General features: G+C 36.0%; 19 protein-coding genes. 6 read left to right on the forward strand and 13 right to left on the reverse strand.

Annotated elements, in window-relative coordinates; genetic code table 11:
- The first annotated feature begins 59 nt into the window (after positions 1-59).
- On the forward strand, positions 60-1262 hold the full coding sequence (locus ND812_RS15675) for a diguanylate cyclase (protein ID WP_265376310.1): 1203 nt from the start codon (positions 60-62) through the stop codon (positions 1260-1262).
- A 5-nt stretch (positions 1263-1267) separates the two neighbouring features.
- Here the strand turns inward: ND812_RS15675 and ND812_RS15680 are convergent, their stop codons facing one another.
- Entirely contained in the window at positions 1268-1621 is a 354-nt protein-coding gene (locus tag ND812_RS15680) for a rhodanese-like domain-containing protein (RefSeq protein WP_265357193.1), read from the reverse strand.
- Positions 1622-1737: 116 nt separating this feature from the next.
- Here ND812_RS15680 and ND812_RS15685 point away from each other — a divergent pair, with 116 nt between their 5' ends.
- The 4 genes from ND812_RS15685 to msrA all read left to right on the forward strand — a co-directional run bounded on the left by ND812_RS15685 (position 1738) and on the right by msrA (position 4175).
- Positions 1738-2484 (forward strand): MBL fold metallo-hydrolase, encoded by a 747-nt coding sequence (locus ND812_RS15685; protein ID WP_265376311.1) that lies wholly within the window; start codon positions 1738-1740, stop codon positions 2482-2484.
- Positions 2481-2846 carry a TSUP family transporter gene (locus ND812_RS15690; RefSeq protein WP_265376312.1) on the forward strand — a complete coding sequence of 122 codons (366 nt, stop codon included), beginning with the start codon at positions 2481-2483 and terminating at the stop codon, positions 2844-2846. Before ND812_RS15685 ends, ND812_RS15690 begins: the two co-directional genes overlap by 4 nt.
- Positions 2815-3417 carry a hypothetical protein gene (locus ND812_RS15695; protein WP_322113704.1) on the forward strand — a complete coding sequence of 201 codons (603 nt, stop codon included), beginning with the start codon at positions 2815-2817 and terminating at the stop codon, positions 3415-3417. The genes ND812_RS15690 and ND812_RS15695 overlap by 32 nt, the downstream gene beginning before the upstream one ends.
- Positions 3418-3482: 65 nt before the next feature.
- Positions 3483-4175 (forward strand): peptide-methionine (S)-S-oxide reductase MsrA, encoded by a 693-nt coding sequence (gene msrA / locus ND812_RS15700; protein ID WP_265376313.1) that lies wholly within the window; start codon positions 3483-3485, stop codon positions 4173-4175.
- Between the two features lie 60 nt (positions 4176-4235).
- On the opposite strand, the gene ND812_RS15705 is transcribed toward msrA, so the two are convergent.
- A complete protein-coding gene (locus ND812_RS15705; RefSeq protein ID WP_265376314.1) occupies positions 4236-5756 on the reverse strand; it encodes an HDOD domain-containing protein in 1521 nt (506 codons plus the stop codon).
- Between the two features lie 193 nt (positions 5757-5949).
- The gene (locus ND812_RS15710) at positions 5950-6573 is read right to left on the reverse strand and encodes a trimeric intracellular cation channel family protein (RefSeq protein WP_265376315.1); all 624 of its coding nucleotides are present in this window, start codon (positions 6571-6573) and stop codon (positions 5950-5952) included.
- A gap of 104 nt (positions 6574-6677) precedes the next feature.
- On the opposite strand from ND812_RS15710, the gene ND812_RS15715 reads away from it, so the two are divergent.
- The gene (locus tag ND812_RS15715) at positions 6678-9737 is read left to right on the forward strand and encodes a hypothetical protein (protein ID WP_265376316.1); all 3060 of its coding nucleotides are present in this window, start codon (positions 6678-6680) and stop codon (positions 9735-9737) included.
- Positions 9738-9744: 7 nt separating this feature from the next.
- Here ND812_RS15715 and ND812_RS15720 read toward each other — a convergent pair whose 3' ends face one another.
- The 10 genes from ND812_RS15720 to ND812_RS15765 are packed head-to-tail and all read right to left on the reverse strand — an operon-like array spanning position 9745 to position 22621.
- Complete coding sequence (locus ND812_RS15720) at positions 9745-10785, reverse strand: SMP-30/gluconolactonase/LRE family protein (RefSeq protein WP_265376317.1); 1041 nt, start codon at positions 10783-10785, stop codon at positions 9745-9747.
- A complete protein-coding gene (locus tag ND812_RS15725) occupies positions 10782-11660 on the reverse strand; it encodes an acyltransferase (protein WP_265376318.1) in 879 nt (292 codons plus the stop codon). The genes ND812_RS15720 and ND812_RS15725 overlap by 4 nt, the downstream gene beginning before the upstream one ends.
- A 1-nt stretch (position 11661) precedes the next feature.
- Positions 11662-12906 carry a PP2C family protein-serine/threonine phosphatase gene (locus ND812_RS15730; RefSeq protein ID WP_265376319.1) on the reverse strand — a complete coding sequence of 415 codons (1245 nt, stop codon included), beginning with the start codon at positions 12904-12906 and terminating at the stop codon, positions 11662-11664.
- A 12-nt stretch (positions 12907-12918) separates the two neighbouring features.
- Entirely contained in the window at positions 12919-13281 is a 363-nt protein-coding gene (locus ND812_RS15735) for a cupin domain-containing protein (RefSeq protein ID WP_265376320.1), read from the reverse strand.
- A 1-nt stretch (position 13282) separates the two neighbouring features.
- Positions 13283-14140 carry an SDR family NAD(P)-dependent oxidoreductase gene (locus ND812_RS15740; protein ID WP_265376321.1) on the reverse strand — a complete coding sequence of 286 codons (858 nt, stop codon included), beginning with the start codon at positions 14138-14140 and terminating at the stop codon, positions 13283-13285.
- Entirely contained in the window at positions 14137-15918 is a 1782-nt protein-coding gene (locus tag ND812_RS15745; RefSeq protein WP_265376322.1) for a sensor histidine kinase, read from the reverse strand. Before ND812_RS15745 ends, ND812_RS15740 begins: the two co-directional genes overlap by 4 nt.
- A 1-nt stretch (position 15919) precedes the next feature.
- A complete protein-coding gene (locus ND812_RS15750) occupies positions 15920-16288 on the reverse strand; it encodes a bactofilin family protein (RefSeq protein WP_100717662.1) in 369 nt (122 codons plus the stop codon).
- A gap of 5 nt (positions 16289-16293) precedes the next feature.
- Entirely contained in the window at positions 16294-16515 is a 222-nt protein-coding gene (locus ND812_RS15755) for a tetratricopeptide repeat protein (protein ID WP_265376472.1), read from the reverse strand.
- A complete protein-coding gene (gene acpS / locus ND812_RS15760; protein ID WP_100717660.1) occupies positions 16515-16898 on the reverse strand; it encodes a holo-ACP synthase in 384 nt (127 codons plus the stop codon). Before acpS ends, ND812_RS15755 begins: the two co-directional genes overlap by 1 nt.
- A gap of 8 nt (positions 16899-16906) precedes the next feature.
- Positions 16907-22621: a protein kinase domain-containing protein gene (locus ND812_RS15765; protein ID WP_265376323.1), complete on the reverse strand. Its 5715-nt coding sequence runs from the start codon at positions 22619-22621 to the stop codon at positions 16907-16909.
- Positions 22622-22630: the final 9 nt, after the last annotated feature.

The following is a 22630-nucleotide window of genomic DNA, read 5'->3' on the forward strand; positions in this document are numbered from 1 at the left end:
GAATCCTTCTAGATTTTTGGGATATTGGCAATAAATTTCTCGCAGAAGTGAAATCGGAAATGATCAAATCCCATACATCTCTTAGGCCTAGGAATGGCCAACGTATCGAAGATACGATAATGGACCTTCTCGAAGAAGATCCATACAATGAAGAATTACTCATTCAAAAATTACAAAAAAACCAATTTCAAAATAAAGACCATTCTCAAATTTATTCTGCTGTTTTGAAAGTGTTAACCTCTCTAGACATTCCAGAATCGGATTCGAAAGAAATTTGGGACGAAGTTTTAGAAAACCGAGACAAACTCTCAAACTGTTTAAAACGTCCTGTTGGATTTCGAGTTGCACTACTTGATTATTTTATCAATCAGAACCATAAAATTAAAAATCCAAAAATCATCGAACTACGTTTATTTGCTGAAACTGAAAAACTCATCTTGGTGGATGAACTGACAAGGTTATACAATCGTAGGCATTTTGAAACAGCACTGGTTCGCGAATTCAAACAATCCACACGATACAATCAGAATCTTTCCTTACTCGTTATTGATATTGACGATTTTAAAAAAATCAATGATACATATGGTCATGTAATGGGCGATGAGATTCTAAAACAAGTTGCTAATAAAATTGCAACAAGCTTAAGAATGGAAGACACCGCATGTCGTATTGGTGGTGAGGAATTCGCAATCATATTCCCTCAATCAAATGAATCACAAGCACTCATCGCTTCCGAAAAATTATTAGAAGCATGCAGAACCATTCAAATCAGCGGTAAACCTGTTACCATAAGCGGTGGGCTTGTTTCTTTTCCTGAAAAAGTAAAACAATGTGAAGATATGTATGATTTTGCTGATAGAGCTTTGTATACAGCCAAAGACTCAGGAAAAAATCAAATCGTTGTTTTTTCCAATGAAAAAAGAAGCAGTCTACGATTTGAAGCAAACTTGGAATTGTTTTGTGTTTTACCAAATAGAACCATTCGTTCAATTTCTAAAAATATTTCAATCACTGGAATTGCATTTGAGACAGAAGATGATCTTCTAGTAAACGAACCGATACAAGTTTTATTACGTGAATCCGATTCCAAACATGAAATTAGTGCAAAAATCAAAGTAGTTCGTAAACAAAAAATTGATGAAAAAAATTACAGTGTAGGTGCTGAATTTATCGATTTATCAAACGAATCACAAAACAAATTGGCAGATCTTTATTCACTACACCAATTTAAAGCAAAAAGCCCGATTGGTGTAGGTTCTTAAACTAGTTAACGGGAGTTAGGCATGTCCGATAACCCACCTGCATTGATGACTGAGGAAAATCCACTCGCCGATAATATTTGTTTTGCCCTTTCACTTCTTGCACCAGATCGACAATAAACAACGATTTTAGATTGTTTGTTTTTGAATGTGCCTAATTCCATAGGCAATACATCAACGGGTATGTTGATGGCTCCTGGGAAATGACCTTCTGCAAATTCAGACTTAGTCCTTACATCAACAACCACTGCCCCTTCCTGAATCCATTCTTGAACCATTTGTTTATCTCCTTTTGATTGAATTTTTTTTACAAAAACGAAGAGGAATCCAATGATCACTCCCACTATTACAAATGTTTTCATAATTACCTCTTTTTTCCATTTTTTAGTTGCCACGGATTGAGTCAAGAAAAAGTATATACCATAGGGGGTATGGTATTATCCCCCAAAGGCCAACTCCGAAAGGAAAATGGAGTTGAATGAATGATCGGAGTGAGGATAATCGAACGATGGTGATTACTGACATGAACAATGAGATCGAAATCAAACCACTTTATGATATAGAATCAGGGACTTGGACTTATTTATTACTCGACGAGTCTACGAAACAAGCAGTCCTCATCGACCCAGTACTAGAGAAATTAGACAGGGATTTAGATTATATAGTATCGATGGGATACCAATTGGTTGCGACCATCGATACACATATGCATGCAGACCATATAACGGCCGCAGGTGAGTTACGGGAAAAAACTGGTTGTGAAGCATATGCTCCCCACTTATCTGGTGCTGAATGTGCGACTCATTTTTTAAAAGACAAAGATGTGTTACAAATTGGGAAACTCAACCTAGAAATAATCCACACACCAGGTCACACCCCTTGTTCGATCTCTTTACTCCTCAATGGAAAATATGTTTTTACAGGAGATGCTCTCTTTGTTAGAGGGTGTGGCCGAACAGATTTCCAAGGCGGAAACACAGAAGAATTATACAATTCGATTACCAATAAATTATTCAAACTACCAAATGATACCGTTGTATTTCCTGGACATGACTATAAAGGCTTTGTTTCCACAACGATTGGTGAGGAAAAAAATTGGAATCCGAGAATCGCAAAAAAATCATTAGAGGAATTTAAATCAATTATGGACAATTTGAATTTGCCAGAACCAAAAAAAATACACGAAGCAGTGCCTGCAAATCGTGCATGTGGGAAAGTAGTATGAGTGTCGGAATCTTATTTTTACTATTAGGAATTGGTGCGGGAGTCCTCGGAGGACTCGTTGGCATTGGCGGTGGTATTTTACTCGTTCCGGCACTTGTCTATTTTTTTGACTTCAATCAAAAATTAGCACAAGGTACAACATTAGCTGCGATGGTACCACCTATTGGAATCGTAGCAGCTTACATTTATTATACGAGAGGAGAAACAAATTTATTTGCAGCGGCTCTCATTAGTGTTGGATTCATTTTAGGAAGTATCTTTGGTGCTGGGGCGGCTTCAAAAATCGATACAAATGTCCTTTCTCGCTTTTTTGGAATCTTCACTGTGATCGTTGGGCTTAAAATGGTATTTTTCCCGAAATAAAATTGAGAAAAATATCGTTGCAGTAACATTTGAATCTATTTTTCATTCAATGGTGTTCGGATTTTATTTTGCACTTTTTTGGTTTTTAATTCGATTTCTTTTTTATGGAATTAGTTTTCCAGAAGTTTTCATCCCGCCCATCACGTTTCTTTTTTGGTGGAATTTGGTTTTCACTTCTCTTTGGCTCATCGTAATTCTGATTGTGGTGATTGGCTTTTTGGGAGTGTTACTTCGAATACCGATTTTGGGAATCCTCGTTCAGGGTATACGAAACCAAGTAGCAGAAATTGGTTGGATTTCTTTTTTAAAAAACCGAACATCGATTTGGCTTCTAAGCCAATCATTCGTTTTGGCTGGTTCCTTTTATTTTCTCCATTCCATAGACAAAGACCAAAAGATTCTTTTCCTCTGTTTAAGCCTTATACTTTTAGGTTATTATCTGAAACAAAAATTTCACAGACCCTTGGCACAGTTTTCTGGGAACAATCGAATTTTCATTTACCGCAGTGGCATGGTAAATCCGAATTCCGAAGACAATTTCCCTTCTGAAAAGGATGTCACACCGCCCTAGGACTCAAGTAATCCTCATTTGAAAAGATTTTCCGACCAAATTCCGTTGGGAACCATCTAACGAATATGGCATTCCTAGTTCCCAATCGATCCATAAATTCTCTCTCTTATTTTCCAATATTAGCTATCGTTGTATTTTATTTGTTTTGTGGTCCAGTCACTGAAACTTCGAAGGTAGAGTCAGTGCCACTGGTGCCCAAACCAGGCCAAAAAATTGCAGTATTTGCGGAAGGTTGTTTCTGGTGTTCCGAACATATTTTTGAATCCATTCCTGGAGTCATCAACGTAACTTCTGGTTATGCAGGTGGACACACTGATAACCCAACATACGAATCGGTGAATACAGAAACAACAGGTCATGCTGAATCCGTACTTGTCGTTTATGATTCCACTAAAGTGAGTTATGCGGAATTATGTAGGGTATTTTTTCTTTCACATGATCCAACAACGAAAGACAGACAAGGTCCTGATGTTGGATCTTCATACCGTTCTATACTCTTTTATTCCAATGATGAAGAATTCAAAACAGCAAAGGAAATCCAAAAAGAAATCCAAGCAAAGAACATTTGGAAAGGAATTTTTGTTACCGAATTTCAAAAGTTAAAACATTTCTATCGAGCTGAAGGTTATCACCAAGATTTTATTCAAAACAATCCCAATCAATCGTATGTTTTGGCAGTATCCATTCCGAGGTATAATGAATTTGAAAAAAGATACCAATCCTATCAAAAAACCACGAAAGTCAATCCATTACCATAGGAATCGGTAAGGAACAATTCTTTTAAAATGAAAGTGGTTTAAGTTATAGAATTTTACTACTTAGTCAGCTGAGTATTGTTCTTTAATTTTCGTACGAAAAGAATCAAACTCTGCTTTTGATTGGAACTTACATACCTTGAGAATCTCCGCAGGAATTTCAGAGGACTTAGCTTCCTTTGCATTGATGGCAATCATCATATCACTTAGGTAAATTGGATAAATAATATCAATATACACATCATCTACGAGAAGTGGTCGGTGGTGGAATTCCATGGCTTTTGTATAAAGAATAGGGAAACCCCATTTTTCACCTACCATTGCTCCTAATTTAGAGTGAGTGATCCCTATCGCCGACTCTTCCATACTAATTGTTGAGGCAATTTCACGCGTAGTTGAAAACGTTTTGATTTTGTTCATGTGGTGTTTGTCAAATGATAATAACAATATTTCACCAATGTCATGTAGGAGTGATGCCGCAATTAAATTACTAAGGTCTGACTTGTTTAACTCCATCCTTTGGCCAATTGACTTACAATAAAATGCCGATTCATTTGATTTTTCCCAAATTGCTGTAAACGCCGGAAACTTATCTTCTAACATTTGCTTGGTTGCCAAACTATACAAAAGTGTCTGCAATTCTTTTAAACCAATTAACTGAATGGCACGATCTAAACTTTCTACCCTGCCTCCTCTTCTAAATGCAGCTGAATTGGAGAGTTTTAAGATATTTGCTGATAAAGCGATATCACGTTTGATCATTTCAGCAATTGTTCCAATACTAGAATTTGGTTTATCAATTGCGTCTTGAATATCTTTGATCGATTTTGGGAACGTAGGGAGATTGTCGATTTGAGAAACTATATGATCTATTTTTTCTAACTGTTGATTTTCCTTAGAAACTTTTGCAGGAATATCAATCATAAATACTGTCTTGTTTTCGCCAGATTCAAACTTAAAAGCTGATTCACCAAGACCATCATTTTTTAACATCATAAGAGTCATGATAAGACCAAGGCCTGCACCTTCCTGATCATTTGACATATCCATAAAAGCATCCGCTAAATCATTGTATGTTTTAGCCTTAGATATTCTTTCTTTGATTCTCTCAGCTTCGATAGGTGTCAACTGGACATTATTCATAATTCGAATTCGCATTAAACTTCTATTATGAATGAAGGATACGAATACACCGTAGTTATTCTTTTGAAGGGATTCTTCTATTTCGTCTCTGTTTTGAATATAAGTAGATTTGAATTCATTAATAATAGATTCGTACTCTTTTTCGTCGGTAATGTCTGTTGAATTATTTTTAAAAAATACACGTTTGGCATTGGCTTTGATTGCGTTCGTAACAGTTTCTTTCATTGCTGCGAGAACAGAATCTCTAACAATAATTAGGTCCAATTGTAATAAAAATCGATCAAGAGTTTGGTATAATGTATTTTCTACTTCATCTGTGATTTGAAAAAACTTAAAATGGAACGGAGTGTTCTCTACAATTGGATGATTGATATCTTCAATATTGGTATGAAGGCCCAATTCACGTTTAAATTCTAATGAAACAGCTTTTGGACTAGCCATAAAACCTCTTGAAACAGGGATGTGGGGAATCCCCTAATCCTCTCAGAACTGTATACGTTCCCTCTCCATCGAACGCAATGATTTTAGAAAAGCAAGCGTTTAACAGGAAAAAGATGGGGTTCGCTTTTTTGCGGCAAGTACTGAAAAAAGGATTCGTTCCTTCACTAAAATTGCTACATTTTTAGGCATGGCTTCAGAAAATTTTAATCTTCGGTAAACCTAAATTATATTTCACCGCAGTGATTCGGATGATCACTACTACACTTGCAGAAAGGATTAAGTTAAGATTACCATCAAATTGTAAGGAATGTAAGATAAGATATAAGATGGCTCCCGCCAAACAAGCAGTAGCATATATTTCTTTTCGGAATATGAATGGTACCTCGTTCATGAGTGTGTCTCGAATCACTCCACCAAAAATTGCTGATATCATTCCGAGTAAAGCGGAGGCAAAAAAATTCACACCATGGTCGAGAGCGATTCTTGTTCCAAGCACAGTATAAATTCCAATTCCTAAAGTATCAAATAAAAAGAGTTCACTTCGGAGTTTGGTCAATCGTTTTGGAAAAAAGATAACGAGTAAAAAACCTAAAAAAATTGCCCACAAAATGTTTTCATCTTTTACCCAAGAAACGGGATAGTTTCCAAGTGTGATATCACGTAATGTCCCACCTCCAATTGCAGTGATAAAACCAGTAAAAAAAACACTAAAAACATCATGATGGTGTTCTTTATGTTCCAAGGCCGCAACCGCTCCTGATATCGCAAAAACCATGATACCCGCAAGTCCAATGTAATAAGAAAAGCTAAAATCCATATAAATAATCTAATTTTCTCAATTTAGACGGAAATAAAATGACAATCGATAACGCCCTCAATTGTTATGATATATAGAGTGTTCGTTCTATGATCAGCAAATTCATGAGGAAATCTGTTTTCATTGTATTTTTCCTTTTCCAAGCTTGTATCCCCACAATTTCCAAGAATATCATGCAATCAGTCTCTGACTATTTGCAACTCAAAAGCATTCTAAATACTGGACCCTTCACCATCTCTGTCAAAGTATCGGGACTTCTAGGTTCAGGTCTTACACTTTCTCTCAATTCAGGACAAGCAACGATCACTGTCGGTGCGGATGGTGATTACCAGTTTGAACCGAAATTACTCACTGGAGAAAATTTTAATGTCACTATCTCAAACCAGCCAATATTACCAAATCAAACTTGTACGGTAAATGGTGGATCGGGTGTTGTTGGTTTTGGGAATATCAATTCTATCATTGTCAATTGTGATCCGCTCCGTTACAGTATAGGGGGAACTATCTCTGGTCTTGATGGAGCCACAGGTTTAATTCTCACGAATTCATTTGATGGATCCACATTGTCTGTTGCAGTTGCTTCTGGTACATTTGCCTTTACTCAAACATACGTTAGTGGAAGTACTTATAATGTTTCAGTCACAACGCAACCAATCCATCCAGTACAAAATTGTGTTGTTACCAATCCTTCAGGTACCATCGCTTCTGCAAATATCACAAATATTGCCATCAGTTGCACATCTACAGCTTACCCAATCGAAATCACTTCCTTTGGCATTGGTTCTGGAACATTGATTCTAAGTAATAATGGTAGTGAGACCATTTCCATTACAACCAATGGATTAAATCGATTTGCAACCGATTTACCTCTAACTAGTACATACAATGTACAAATTGTATCTCTTCCGACAAACCACCAATGTGTCCTATCTTCAACATCAGGTACCGTTGCAGGTACCGTTTCCATCCAAGCAAATTGTTTTAGCGTATTAGATTATACCCCTAGGAATGGTGGTATCTTACAGACAACTGAATCTTTACGATTGGTTTTTTCTGCTGAGGTGAATACGGGAAGTTGTGCAGGCTCTTCTGGAACCTTAAACACCAACCTGGCTCTTCCCATCAATTTTGCATTGGCAACCACCAATTTTACAAATGATACCCTCGTAGTGTCTCCAGCACCAACAGATAGTTGGGTGACAGGCAATCGGTCATTGACCTTAAGTTGCCTATCAAATATAGGTTCCCATCCACTCTCAACAAGTGTAACCCTAACTTACTTAGTTCCATCCACATTACGTTATGTTTCTGATGCTACTGGAAACGATTTAAACGATGGATTAACAATAGCAACACCCAAAAGGAATATACAACCAGCCATTGATAGTTTTGGAGGGTGTCCTACAAATGATTGCGCCGTACTTGTCACACAAGGTTCCTATGACCCTTCAGCTGTTGGTGCAAGAATCCAATTAGTCTCAGGTATTTCTCTCTTTGGAAGTTATGAACCGGGATTTACGCAATGGAGACCAACTGACAAAGATTCAACGATCCTGATGGATTTGGTTCCTGCTATTTGTGCTAGTGCAACTAGTCTTAATCCTTGCGCTTCGATCGCTGCAGATTCTTCGGTGACAGGGACAGTGACCATATCTGGCTTTAAAATATTATCGGGAGACAATGCTCCTTTTATGACAGGAGTGTACCTGGATTCGACAAACAGCGTACGGATCATCGATAACACCATTAATGGAGGCATTGGCACCAATACAGTTGTTGGTGTCTATGCGATCAATAGTACACCTATTTTAATTCGTAATCAAATTGAAGGTGGGATTTGTACAGCAAATAACTGTAACTCTTCAGGTGTTTATATGTCATCTGCTGCCTTAATCACTCCATTTATTGTTGGGAATACAATTGATAGTGGAAAAGGTGCAGGCACACAAGTTACTTCTCGTGCTCTCTCTTATAATGGAAGTGTAGGTTTAGATGTCACCAATATCCGACTCAACCAGATTACATCTTTACCATTGGAAAATACCATTCCTGGAGTTACGACTTTATCCATCGCTTTTGACATTTCATCGTTAAGTAATTCGTCCACGGGAGTTTTCGCTGGGAATCAATTGGTTGCTGGTACAGCAAATACTTCGATTGGAATTCGAATCCAATCTCCTACCGGAATTCAAATTGGCTCTACTCTCCAGGGAAATAGTATCACTACAGGTACGGCAGCTTCCTTTAAATCTAATGGTATGTTATTAAATTCAGGACATACAATTCGTAATAATTACATCTACCTAGGATCATCAACAAATCCTAGTTTTGCGACAGCAACAAACGGAATTGAAATTTCTTCAGGAGGTGCCACAGCGATCATTGAACGAAATACAATTGTAGGTGGAAATTCAACTAGCAGTGCAAAGGCAACCTTGTTTGGAATCAATGCAACATCGATTACAGCTACTTCTTCTATTTCTGGAAATTATATTCGATTGGGAACTGCCAATGGAACAGGAGCAACGATGGTTTCTGGAATTTACCTCCAATCCCCGAATGGCTTTTTAGTAGCGAATAATTGGATCCAAAATGGTTCGAGCAATGTATATGCAAGAGGAATCGATATCACGGGAGTTTTTAGTCCTCTTAAGATTTACCATAATACTGTGAGCAGCGGAACATCTTCAGTTTCTGGGAATGAAGCTGTACTACAAATTAACTCAAACTCATCCGTGTTAGTTGAAAACAACATATTTTTGCTAAATGATAATGTGGGAAATAATGCATGCATCGTAGACCTTGCGGGCCCACAAACTTCTATTCGATTCAATGTATTCCATAATTGTTCAAACCTTGTTTACAAAACCCCATTACTGATTTTTACAGATTTGTGTGCAGGAGGAGTGCCTGGAAGTTTGGGTTGTATCACTCCATTAGGATTGAGTTCTAATTTTGGGAACAATTTGAACTTGGACCCAAAATTAGGTGCCAATTTTGGTGTTGTTGCGAATTATAGCCCAACAACTGCCACATCCTGCTTCATTACGAAGTCTACCAATAATATTATTGCTGATAGTTATAATGGAGTTGGAACAAGGCCAGGAGGAGACGGCGCGGTCTCCCTTGGTGCAATCGAATACAATTCAACTTGTGCGCCTTAGTTTTTCACTAAGGTAGTACATAAATACCGACTCGATCATTGTACAAACTTCCAATATACAATTGGCGTTTCTTTTCAATGGCACTGGTTACATCTTTTAAATGATCACCTGTAGGATCTTGTACAGTCATTAAAACTTTACCATTCCCATCAATCTTCATTGCGTAACCGTATGGTTGGGCTTTGGGCCATAAAAACTTAGGTAAAAAATAAATCATTTTTTTCACAACGGGAGACGGATGCATGTTGTCCATTCTGTCATTTCTAACCGTAAACAATGCAACCCAGAATTCTCCGTTTTCATTTCGAGTGATGTTATCTGGAAAACCAGGTAAATTTTCAATTAATACTTCTGAAGTGCCTTTTCTCGGTCCCTTTAACCAAAGTTTAGTGATACGATATCGATATGTTTCATTCACCAAAAGGAAATCTTCATTTTTTGACAAAGTGATTCCATTTGCAAAATACAAATCTTGGAGTAATAACTGTGTTTCCTTAGTTTTTGGATCGTAAACGAAAACACGACCATAAGGCCTTGCTTCTAATAAATCATATAGATATTCTTTTTGTTCGTAAACTGATGCATCCGTAAAATAGATTTTTCCATCTTGAGCAATATCCAAATCGTCTGTGAACTTGAATGGTTCACCTTTGTATTCAGAAACTAAAGTGGTAATTTTGCCGGACTTATCCATAGATAATAATCCTTTATAAGCATCAGCTATGATTAAGTTACCTGACTTATCAAATTGTACTCCGAGAGGTCTTCCTGAAGTTTTCGCAATAGTTTTGATTTCCCCTTTGAGTGTTATTTTGATGATGCGACCATCTTTATCACCACCATAGATGTTGCCGTCGGAATCAACATCAAGTGACTCAAGTCCTTTCACTTTACCAATGGCAAGTAAAATTGCTTTTTGTAATTCTGTATTTGGCTCATAAATCCCAACTGGTTCTGGTTTGATGGGAGGTTCATAAGCAACAGGAGAAAAAGTACGACAGGATATAAATCCTAACAAAAATATAAGTTTGATTTGTAATAGTCTCATTTAGAACTCATCTCCTTTTCAATCAAAGCATCCTTTGCGGTCCAACGTTCATCCACCCATCGTTTCATTTTTTTAGACATCGGGGCAAATTGTTCGTTTTCCTCGATGGGAACTTGTTCTCTTGGAATCACATCAATGAAAACTTTTAATTTTCGAATTTTACCAGACATTAAATCCAAAAAACTTGGGTTTTCAGTAGGATAAACAATAGTTAAATCAATAAAAGCATCAAGCGAATTTCTTAAGGAAGTGGAAACAACGGAAATCCCTCCACTATGTGGGCGAAGTAGATGTTTGTAAGGATTTTTCTTTAATAACTTCGCCACACGCTCTGGTGTTCGTCTGTGTCCCTCCAAAAAGTTCAAAATCGAAAAAGGCATACCATTGAACTTTTCACAAACCTTTTTAACATTCTCCAAATCCTTTGTAGCAAGTTCTGGATTTTTTTTCAGTTGTTCACGACTACTTCTTTTTACAAAAGGAAAATCTAATGCAAGCCAAGCATGTCCGAGTACAGGAACATATTTCAAAGAATCTTTGATGAAAAATCGTATGAGGGGTATTTTTCTATTTAAAACTGATTGGATGATATAAATATCAGACCAAGATTGGTGGTTACAAATAATCATATAACTTCCATTTGGTTTTAGATTTTTAAAATTTTCACCCACTACTTCAAATTGAACACCATATAAAAATCGAGAGATTCGGTAATTATTTTCGATCCAAGCCTCTCCTACTTTCACGAGCAGACGATCTCCTAATCTTCTTACGGAACCAGACGTTAACAGTTTCCAAATATAAAGTGGATACATCGTAGGAATGATCCAAAGTAAATTCAATAGAAACAAAATATATGCAATGATTAATCCCAATTTAAACTCCTAAATGATACGAAGTGCCGATTCCCAAAATGGTAACATCATCCATCATAGAGATTTTTCCCCTAAAGTTATGAAAATGTTCCATTAGCAAATTTACAGTGTCAGCTAAACTTAATCCCAAACTCCTAGCAGACAAAAAACTGGAAAGCAATTTGGATTCCCCTAGAAAATTTCCATCTTCATTTTCTTGTTCCAAATAACCATCAGATATCATAAACAATCGATCTCCAAGCCGAAATGGGACCGTATTATCTGTATATTCTACATCCTTTTCGAGACCTAACATCAAACCAGATTCACTTAAAGCCAATATCTCTGATTGGCTGAGTACATATGGTTCATTATGACCGGCTGAGGAATAAACGAGTTTATTTTCTTCCAAATTCAAATCAACAATGACAGCAGTAAATTGATTCGATTTTTTTCCATAACGATCGATGAAAATCTGGTTCAATGCATACAACACATCCGATGGATTGGTAACACTGTGTTTGATATGATCATACTCAGCTTTGATTGCCATAGTGATGAGTGCTGCTTGCACTCCATGCCCAATTGCATCAGCCAAAAACAATCGAATTTTGGATTTTTCTAATCGAATGACATCAAATATATCACCACCTACCTCAGCCATCGGCTCAAACTTGGAGGCAAAATCTAAATGAGCAATGTGTTTTAAGCCAAGTGGTAAGATATTTCTCTGTATAGTTTTGGCAGTTTCCAAATCTTCTTGGATGATTTTTAATGATTGGGTGAGCTTTGCAGTTCTTTCCTTAACCATCATTTCCAATGTTTCATTTTGCAAACGTAACTCTTTATTTTTCTGTATGAGGACTTGGTTTTCCCTTTGTTCTGCATTACGAATCCTGGCAGTTAATAACTTTAAAAGAGTTAAAGTCATTTCCGGACTTGTTTGGATAAGTCTGTGAAAATCAACACGAGTCAATGTGTAAAGAGTAGATTTTTCTTTTGTCGTAATGTTCACTGTTCTTGGAGCAGAATCGATGAGAGAAATCTCTCCAAAATAATCACCAGCAATTAAATCCCCGATTACCAAAATTTCCTGTTTCGTTTCGTCTAAGTATTTCCATACCTCTACTCGACCAGATTCGATAAAATAAAAGGAATCACCTAACGAATATTGTTCGATTACCAAAGTATCAGGACCAAACTCTACTTTTTTCATTTCCTTTTTTAGGAAACTTAAATCAACATTTGGTTTATCTTCAGTACTCATACAATTAGAGTTTTATTCTTCTTCTCGATTAACTGCTTCTATCGTAAAGGCAGGTTTACAAAGCGACCAATACTCAGCATCTTCCAAAAACGGATTTGAATAACGAACTCTAGATCCTTTTTGGATTAAGATTGATTCCCCAGCGGATAAAATTATAACTTCCCCATCAACTTCAATTTGTTTTTTACCCCTCACCATCAGTGTCCACTCATCAAAGTTAGGTGTCTGAAAAGGTTCACCCCAACCTGGAGGTGCAATCATATGTGCAATTGATACTTCCTTGGAATTTGTAGAAGGGATTCCGAAATGTTCCTCTATTGTTTTATTTCCAGGGACAGGAATAATCGTTGGATTTTTTTGATGAAAATAACCCATACTAATTTCCAGGAAACCTAAACGAAAATTTATGTTTCAGCAGGTCCTCAGTATAAGTCCATAAATTCCTTCTCACTGTTTTATCATAGGAAACAGGAGAACTATTCTTTGTTTTCTTTTTTACAAAGTATTTGCCCGAAACAGTACTTAAGCTTGGTTCTGTTGCAAGGTAAATAGAAGTTTCAGCACCTTTGTTTTCCGAAATGGCAAAAATATTCTGTGCAAAGGTAATCAGTACTTTTGCAAGCCCTTCATTATTTTGTCCAAATTTAGTTTTCACAAAACCAGGGTGCAAACAGTTCACCGTAATTTTTGTTTGGTTTAGTCTTTCGGCTAGTTCATATGTGAAATAAATATTCATCAATTTTGATCTTTGGTATTGTTTCCATCCAGAATAATTTGATTCACCAAATAGATCATTAAAATCCAAGGATACACCTTCATGAGCACGAGATGCAACATTGATAATACGTGCTTGATTTGCATTCTTTAGCGAAGGCAATAACCCAAGAGCCATGATAAAGTAGTTTAAGTGGTTTAAAGCAAATGTGGATTCTAATCCTTCATTTGTAAGAGTTCGTTTGTCAAAATATGCTCCCGCATTATTGAGCAAAACATCTATTTTAGGATGATTGTTTCGTATAGTTTCTGTTAAGGCAAATGTTTCTTTTGCAAGGGATAAATCACAAACATAGGAATGAACCTTTACACCGTGAACTTGTAAACTATATACTAGTGCAGATAATTTTTCTGGATTTCGTCCAACTAATATCAATTCATTTTGAGATTTTGCAAATGAATGTGCACAAACTCTACCAATTCCATCTGTTGCACCTGTTACTAAGATAATTTGACTCATACAAGAATTTCCTCGTTTTCCTTTTTTGGGAGACTAAATTGAAAAATAGACCCTGACATTCCATCACTATCAGCTGTTAATGTACCACCATTAACAGTTACAAATTCCGAACACAAAAGAAGCCCAATGCCATTCCCAGTTTCACCTTGGGTACCAACTGATTTGATCACTTCCCCAGGTTTAAACAATTTATCAATCGTAGTCTTAGACATACCAACACCGAAATCTTTGACAGAAACCATCCAGTGGTATCCTGTATCAATTGCAGAAATTTCAATATTCCCATTTTGGTGGCTAAACTTCAAAGCATTGGATAATAAATTACGCATTACAGTAATGATCATTCGATCATCACAATACACCATCGCATGATTTGGAATTTTTGTCTCAAAATGAATGTCTTTATTTTTAGCACTTAATGCAAACAAATCAAGACATTCCATAACGATAGAATCCAATCGATAAAAATTAGGCCGAAATTCCTCTTGGCCACGTTGTAACTTAGACCATTCTAATAGATTTTCTAAGAGAGAAAAAACAGATTCAGTAGCATCAAGTAAAGACTGTGTCATACCTACCAACGCATCTTCTTTTTTCTTCATATCTTCATTTAAAACTTTGAGTAACATTTTAATACCAGCAAGAGGACCACGTAGATCATGTGAAATGATAGATAAAAATCGATCTTTGGTTCCATTAGCAACAAGAAGCTCACGGTTTACGTTTGCCATTTGTTTTTCTAAATTTCTTTGTTCAGTATTATCTCTGAAAACAAGAACCATACCAATTTTCTTCCGATTTACATCTCGAATTTGTTTTGCTGTGATTTCCCAATACTTAGATTCTTTTTCCCATATCCACTTGGTGATAGTTTTTTTAATGGACAAATTGTCCAATTTTGTAATGAGTTCTGGAGTATTTTGGAAAAAAGCTTGGTGAGGGAGTAAGGCTACATTTTTATCTTTTACACAAAATAAGTTTTCAGCTGAACTATTCCAATCTACGACTCGATGATTAAAATCCAAAATCACTACTGCTTCATCAAGTTCGTCGACAATTTCACTTCTTACTAGCGGTACTAAATCGAACATTCGATAGTATCCAATCGCAAAAAATATCATAATTGCCTGCATTGTACACATAACTGCCGTTATATTCATCCCGGGTAACGGGCGAATTCCGATTTTATGTAATGCTGCAGCGATCCAAATAAATAGAAAAGAAATCAGAATCAAAAGATAACGGTTTCGTTCTGTTGACTTTGATTGAACAATTCCTTTGACTAGGAGTATAGCGACAAATACAGACCAAAAAAAAGAAAGCAAGTAAGAGGCAATAAAACCGCCTAAGTTTGTTTCTTGGATCCACTGGGTACGCCCATCTACATTGATGAGATAAGTATCGAGTGTTAATGTCTTAAAGATAGGATCGAGTACACATACTGCCACCGTAAATAATGGCTGAAGCAATAAAAGTACCCAGAAACGTTTTGTAAGTAAATGTTGGTTGTTTGTAAACTCAATCGAGACTAATACCATACCAACATTGGCAATGGCAACGCCCATATACAAAATACCTATAAAGGTACGATGTAAGTTTGTACTGATGTAAACAAAATCAAGTCCATAGAATCCAGTCCAAATCATGGAACCAAATACTAAGATTAATAAATATTTAACTAAGTCGAGTCGAAAGGATTTTAAAACAAATAGCCCCAATCCAAGATTGAAGCTAAATGCTAGGAAAAGAAGTACACTATATGGATGGAATTGCCACAAACTAAGTCTCGTCGTTACTCAACATTTCGCAGTTACCATCAAAAATAACTCCATCTGCAATTTGTAATTTTGCAGTGCGAATGTTCCCTTGGACTTTTCCTGTTGATAACATCTCTAATCTTTGAGTGGCAGTCACATTTCCAATGATGGTACCACCAACCACAACGGTTCCCGCTTTGATATTTGCCTTAACACGAGCACCTTCGCTGATTACCAAATAACCATCTGATATGATTTCACCTGTGAAATCTCCAGAGATTTGAAGTGGTTTTTTAAAAGCTAAGGTTCCACTAAAAGCAGTTTCCTTTCCTAAGATGGTGGCAATGACTCCGTGTTCTGTTATGGTAGGTTGCATTTCTTTTTTTGACATAGTTCCTATTTTGTTTTCATGTTATAAACTCCATCCCAATCTTCAGGAGGAGGTTCTGCGATGTAATCATCACAACGTTCAATATAAAGTTTGGATGGACCGTCTCCAGGATGGATCGCTAATGCTTTTTTGAATTCTTCTTTTGCTTCTGCAAATTTACGAGATTTGTACAAAGTAAGTCCTTGGTTGTAATGCACAAGCACTGACTTCATTTTATCACTAACGATCATTTGAGCTCCTTATAGAATACGACAACGGCGGTTGAATAGTGGTCAGCATGGCTAATGGACACCGAACTACCCGTAAATCCTTTCTCACGGAAAAACTTCTCAGTTTTCCCATGGATGACTAGCGTTTTTTTCCCAAAATTGGTTCCCGCCAGCTCAATCTCGCGCATATCGGCAACCTCACCAGGTTCCAAGTTGAGTGCTTTGATGACCGCCTCTTTACAAGCAAATCTTCCTGCTAAAAAAGGCACAGGGTCTTTGTGTTTGTGACAGTATTCGACCTCATCATCGGTGAAAACTCGTTTCAGAAACCGATCCCCATGTTTTTGTAATAATTCTCGAATTCGTTCGTTTTCGACAATGTCGTTCCCGACTGATAACATAAGTAGATTTATTTATGCCGAAGTTCTATGAGTCGAGCAAATAATCGATTGTTTTCTTTGTGGTAAGGCCGTCTCAACTTCACTCGCTCCGAATAATCAAATGCAGCCCCAAAATCTCCATTGGCAAATAAGGCCTCAGCAATATAAAACAAAGTCAAACTGTCAGATGGATTTTTTTGGATGTAAGTTACCGCAAATTGTAATGGGAAAACAGACATCCTATGCTCAGTGTATAGATAAATTTTTTGAAAGGAGAGAGGAGCTTCGTGGATATTTGGATAATGAGATGAAATCATTTTTTCAACATCGACCCAAAGTTTTTGTTTGTACAATGTAAGTGCCCGTAAATAAACAATGTGTTTTGGATGAGATTTAGGAATGTTGATTTCCGAACCGACACCAGTGTATTCAACACGTATCAAAGAAAGGTCGTCGATTAACTCCCCTTGTTTTTTGATTGCATCTCGAATTAATTGTAAATCGCCCATTCCTTCCTTTGAAGTTTTTAAAAATAATTCATCATCTTCATTCACTTCCATCTCTTGTTCAGAGCCAATTAAAATATCATCTCGACCATCTGAACCTATAAGTAGGATGTCGCCCTTTTCCATTTGGAAGGTATTAATTTGAAGATTTTTCTTAGAAGCGAGTAGACCAAGTTTCGCACATACATAGTTATGTGGGAGGAAAAATGTTTTATGATTTCGATAGATTACAGGACGTGGATGTTCCGCATTCAAAAAATAGAAAAAACCTGTTTCATCATCTATCAAACAAAGAAACATAGAGATCAACATAGAACCATCAAAAGTAACTAAGGTGTTGTGCAATTCCGAATAAGTGCTACTTACCCACTTTTCCGGAGTCATATCCTTCGATTCTTCAGATTGCCCATTACGTTTGATAATAGCTTCAAATACCGAACCAATGACAAGGGCACCACTTGCTCCTTGCATAGACTTGCCCATTGCATCACCATTCAAAACGACAATGTATTTTTTATTTTGCAATTGAATGGAAGAAGAAACACATAAATCCCCTCCAATTTCAGAATTCCATTGTTTATAACTAAACTTTTTCTTTTGTTCAGTTAAAAACTGGATATTCATATTTGATGATTCGGCATGATTTTGTGTTAACGGTTCAATCAACAAGGAAGCAAGAAAATAATCACCATCCTGTTGTTCTTTTAAACCTTTGACTTCCGTTAATGCAGAGTTTAACTCTTTAGTCCTTTCATCAACTTTTTGTTCCAAATTGGTGTAAAGTAAAGAGTTCTCAATCGAAACAGCGATTTGAGAAGAAAGAATTTTTAGAATTTCAACTCTTCCAGGTGTAAATGCATCCGTGGTTAAATTATTTTCCAAATATACAATTCCGACTACAGTGCCATGGCTCAAAATTGGATAACATAATAAAGATTTTGGTAAATAGGATTTCACATATGGATCGTTTTTAAACTCGCCTTCTCTTGCTGCATCACCACAAATGACAACAACTCCCGTTCGGACCACATAACCAATAATTTGTGTTGGAATTTTATTTTGATGAATTGTAGTAATCCCTTGAGAAAAATCCAATTCAAATGGAGAATCCGAATAAACAGAAACAGATTCTGTCTCTAAATTGGTCTCTGCAATTACTTGCCATTTTGTATCAAAATTCAATATAAAATACCCACGTTCTGCCCCAGCATTCTCAAGGATAATCTTCATCATTTTTTCCAATAAACGATTGAGTTGTATTTCACTTGAAATCGTTTGAGATGCTTTGATGACGGTATTGATATCTAAATTTGATCCAACATCTCCAAATATATCCTTCGTTGTACTAAATAAGGATACATTATCTGTTGAATCGGTTCTAAAGTTCCTACCGATGTATTTTTTTAAAGAAATATGATCTGCTTCTAATTGTTTGACCTTGGAGATAAAACCGTATTTGCCGTAACGATAATGTGCTTCCACTAAATGTAAATTACTATACTGATCAAAACCTGTCTCTCGCCACATTCGAACTAGTATCTCATTTGCAATTGCTTCTTCTAAGATATATGCAGATTCTCTTGCAGAAGTAATCGCAGCTTTACAAGCTACGACAGCTTCCGATTTTTTATTGCTTAAATATAATTCAATTGCAGAAATAATTTCATATTTATGACCAAAGTTATCTGGAGAATTTTTAGCCCAAACATTCAATCGTTTTGAAAATGTTTTTAGTCGTTTTAATAAATCATTTCGATTGATTGACTCTGCGTACTTTGGATTTGATAATAATTCGAAAACGACGAGTGCTCCAAAAAAAACATGTTCAGGAACAAACATCATCGCAAAAACTCCACCCTCTAAACCATCTAATTTGAGTGAAAATTGATAAGCCTTTTGTATATCTCCTAGAAAATATTCGAGCCTAAGTTTACATAAATAATAATCAAATAGAGCATTTGCATTCCCATATGCTTCCCATTCTTTAACATTTTCTGACTCAGAGAAATAGCGACCTTCCAAACTTAAAGGATCAGAAGTTTCCCCTCTCATATTTCCAACAATTTGCATATTCAAACGGTGAACTTGGTAAGCATGGTGTTGTCTCAAACTAAGAAGTGAAGCATCATAACGAAGTTGGCTCTTGTATAAATCATCCAAGTTTTCTCGATACAATAATCCCTGGAAATGGATGTTATTTAAAGAATAGGATGCATATTGTAAATCACCAGTTTCCATACCTGCAAGGAAACTATCCCAAAAAATATTTTTACCTTCTTTTGCATGATTTTTCCAAGGTAGAATCATACAAGCATACATGAATAAAGTTCTACATTTGAATGATTTGGCATCCAAAACATCAATTAGCTTGATTCCCAACTTACCAAACTTATCTCCGGAATCATAATCTCCAAGGCCAGATCCTTGGATCATACCCATTGCGGAAAAACCAAAGGCACTCAGCTCACAAAGGCCATATAACAAAGTATAATTGACCATTTTGAGAACGATCACTGGAAATAAGTTTGGATCAGCTAAAAAAGATGGCGCAATACAAGCATTGAGTAACCGCATAATTGCCAAATACTTTGGGTCTGTTGCAATCGGTAAAAATTCCAATTCTTCAATTGGTTTTCTCCCTAGTCGAAACTTAAATTTTACAATTTCCTTTAATGGTGACAGAGCAGATGCATTTTTTGGCAACCTAACACCCAGTAACCTTAGCGCTTGTTTCAAAGTAACCAAAACTTCTTTCATTTTATTTTGAGTCACAAGCATCGAGGTTTGTAACTCATAAACTAAAATCTTATCTAAATCAGTTTTTGCATGTTTCAAAATATGATTGAAACTTTTCTCAGCTTTTTCAAAATTTTTGGACAGATAAGCCGATCTTGCATAAGCTAAATGAAGTTTGAGTGTGTTTTCATAATGAGTATTCCACTCTTCATCTAACATCAATCCAGCCATGCGTTCAAAAAAACTGAATGCTGCATCATATGCTGATGAATTGAGTGCTTTAAAACCTGCTCTTTCATTTAAGGTACGCAATTGGACCAATTCCTGGTCTTGCGTAATTTCTGAAGCACCTAAATTGAGTTGGTTTACAATCGTGAATATATGATCATCTAATTTGAATTTATAAAGGATCGATAGGTATGTTTTTCCAATTTTATAATGTAACTTCGATTTTTCTTCAGGAGAAATGATCTTATAAATTGCCTCACGGATTTTATCATGAGTAAAATTGGCATCATCTAATCCTAAAATCAAAAATTCTTCGTTTGCCAACGCTACCAAATCCATAGATGCTAAGTGAAAAGGCCTCTCTGCAATCGTTGCATAAATATCGTGACGAAACCAGTTCCCTATGCATGCAGTTAATTTTAATGCTTCGATTAATTCCGGGGGTTGCAGGTAAATTTTATCGATGATCAAATCAATTACATTTTCGGAAATATTAACTGTATTGATTTTTTCCTTATCCCAAACCCATCGATTTTCAGAAAACTGTATATAAGATCTTTCATAAAGATTCTTAAACATCTCATTTACATGGAAAGGATTTCCCTTTGTTTTTTTCCAAATGATTTCCGAAATTCCTTTGATTTCTGAATCAGGTAATGACAAGGTATCAGATACAAGTAACGAAATATCACTTTCTGTTAATGGTTCTAATCGAATTTCTGTAATAGATGTTTTTGTTTCACGAAGTTCCTCCAACATCCTAAAAAATGGATCCGTTGGAATTACTTCATTATCTCTGTAAGATAGGATGATAAAAAAATAGGAAATTTCTGGATCGGTAATCGCTTCTTTTAACAAAAGAATACTTGAAGAATCTGCCCACTGCAAATCATCTAAAAACATTACCACAGGATGTTCTTTCGTACACACTGTTCGCAAAAATTTTCTAAAAACTAGATGAAAACGATTTTCTGTTTCTACTGTATCCAATTCTGGAGGTGTTTCTACATCTCCCAATAATTGAGCAAGTTCAGGCACAACATCGATGATCAGTTTTGCATTTGCACCCAATGTTTGTGTAAGGATTTTTTTCCATTCTTTAACAGAAGTCTCATTTTCAGATAACAACTGCTTCACTAATCCTTGTAATGCAAGATTGATAGCACGATAAGGGATTGATTTTTTATATAAATCAAATTTACCCGAAGTAAAGTATGCCCGTTCAATTGTAACTGGTTTTTGAATTTCGTTAATTAAAGCTGACTTCCCTATACCAGAACGTCCTGAAATTAAGAAGGTTTCTATTTTACCTTCCGTTGCATTTAGAAATTTTTCTTCGAATGTTTTAAGTTGTAATTCTCTACCGTATAACTTTTTCGGAATTTGGAAACGGGATGATTTATCGTTTTTTGCCAACTCCATTTGAAAGGAATCTAGATCTTCTTTTCCATTTTCAATTAATACAGATTGAATGGTAAGCAAATCAGAAAGTAGTCCTGTTGCCGTTTGGTATCTATCTTCTGGATTTTTTTCCAAAAGTTTCATAATCAAATCTGATAAAATTTTCGGAGCATTACTCCTTTCCTTTGGAGGTAATGGGATTCTTGCTAAATGTGCGTGAACCATTTCCAAACTATCAGTGTATAAAAATGGAAGTTCTCCTGTGATGAGTTGGTATAAAGTCACACCTAACGAATAAAAGTCAGTTCGATAGTCAACAGTGCGATTCATTCTACCAGTTTGTTCTGGAGAAATATGTGCCAATGTCCCTGTTAAATTTTGGTTCATCGGAAGATAAAAACTTCTATGAGTTAACATAGTTGCGGAACCAAAATCAATTATCTTCAATTTACCTGTTTCAGAATGATAAATGATATTCTGAGCTTTGATATCATTATGGACTACTTTCGCTTTATGGATGTCTGCAAGTGCCCTACAAATCTCAATTGAGATATTTAAAAAGGTCTGGAGATTGCTATATTTTCCGCTTAATTGAAGTTTAGCGAGATCTGTGTATTCTATATGAGGAAAAACAATTGCAACTGTGTTTTGGTAAGATTCAAAACTTAATGGTTTTAAAGTGTAATTTGAATCAATTGATTTTAGAATTTCGAATTCATTTTTGAACTTTGTGATTTCGTGATTATCAGGATAATCTCTGTTTAATAATTTCACAACTACTGGAGATTTTTTTTCATCTTCTCCAATGTAGACAGAACTCCTTTTTCCCAAATGGAGTTCTTTTATTACTTTGTATTTTCCTATCGTAAACAAATAAAATCC

This window comes from Leptospira limi, assembly GCF_026151395.1.
GTDB classification, from domain to species: domain Bacteria; phylum Spirochaetota; class Leptospiria; order Leptospirales; family Leptospiraceae; genus Leptospira_A; species Leptospira_A limi.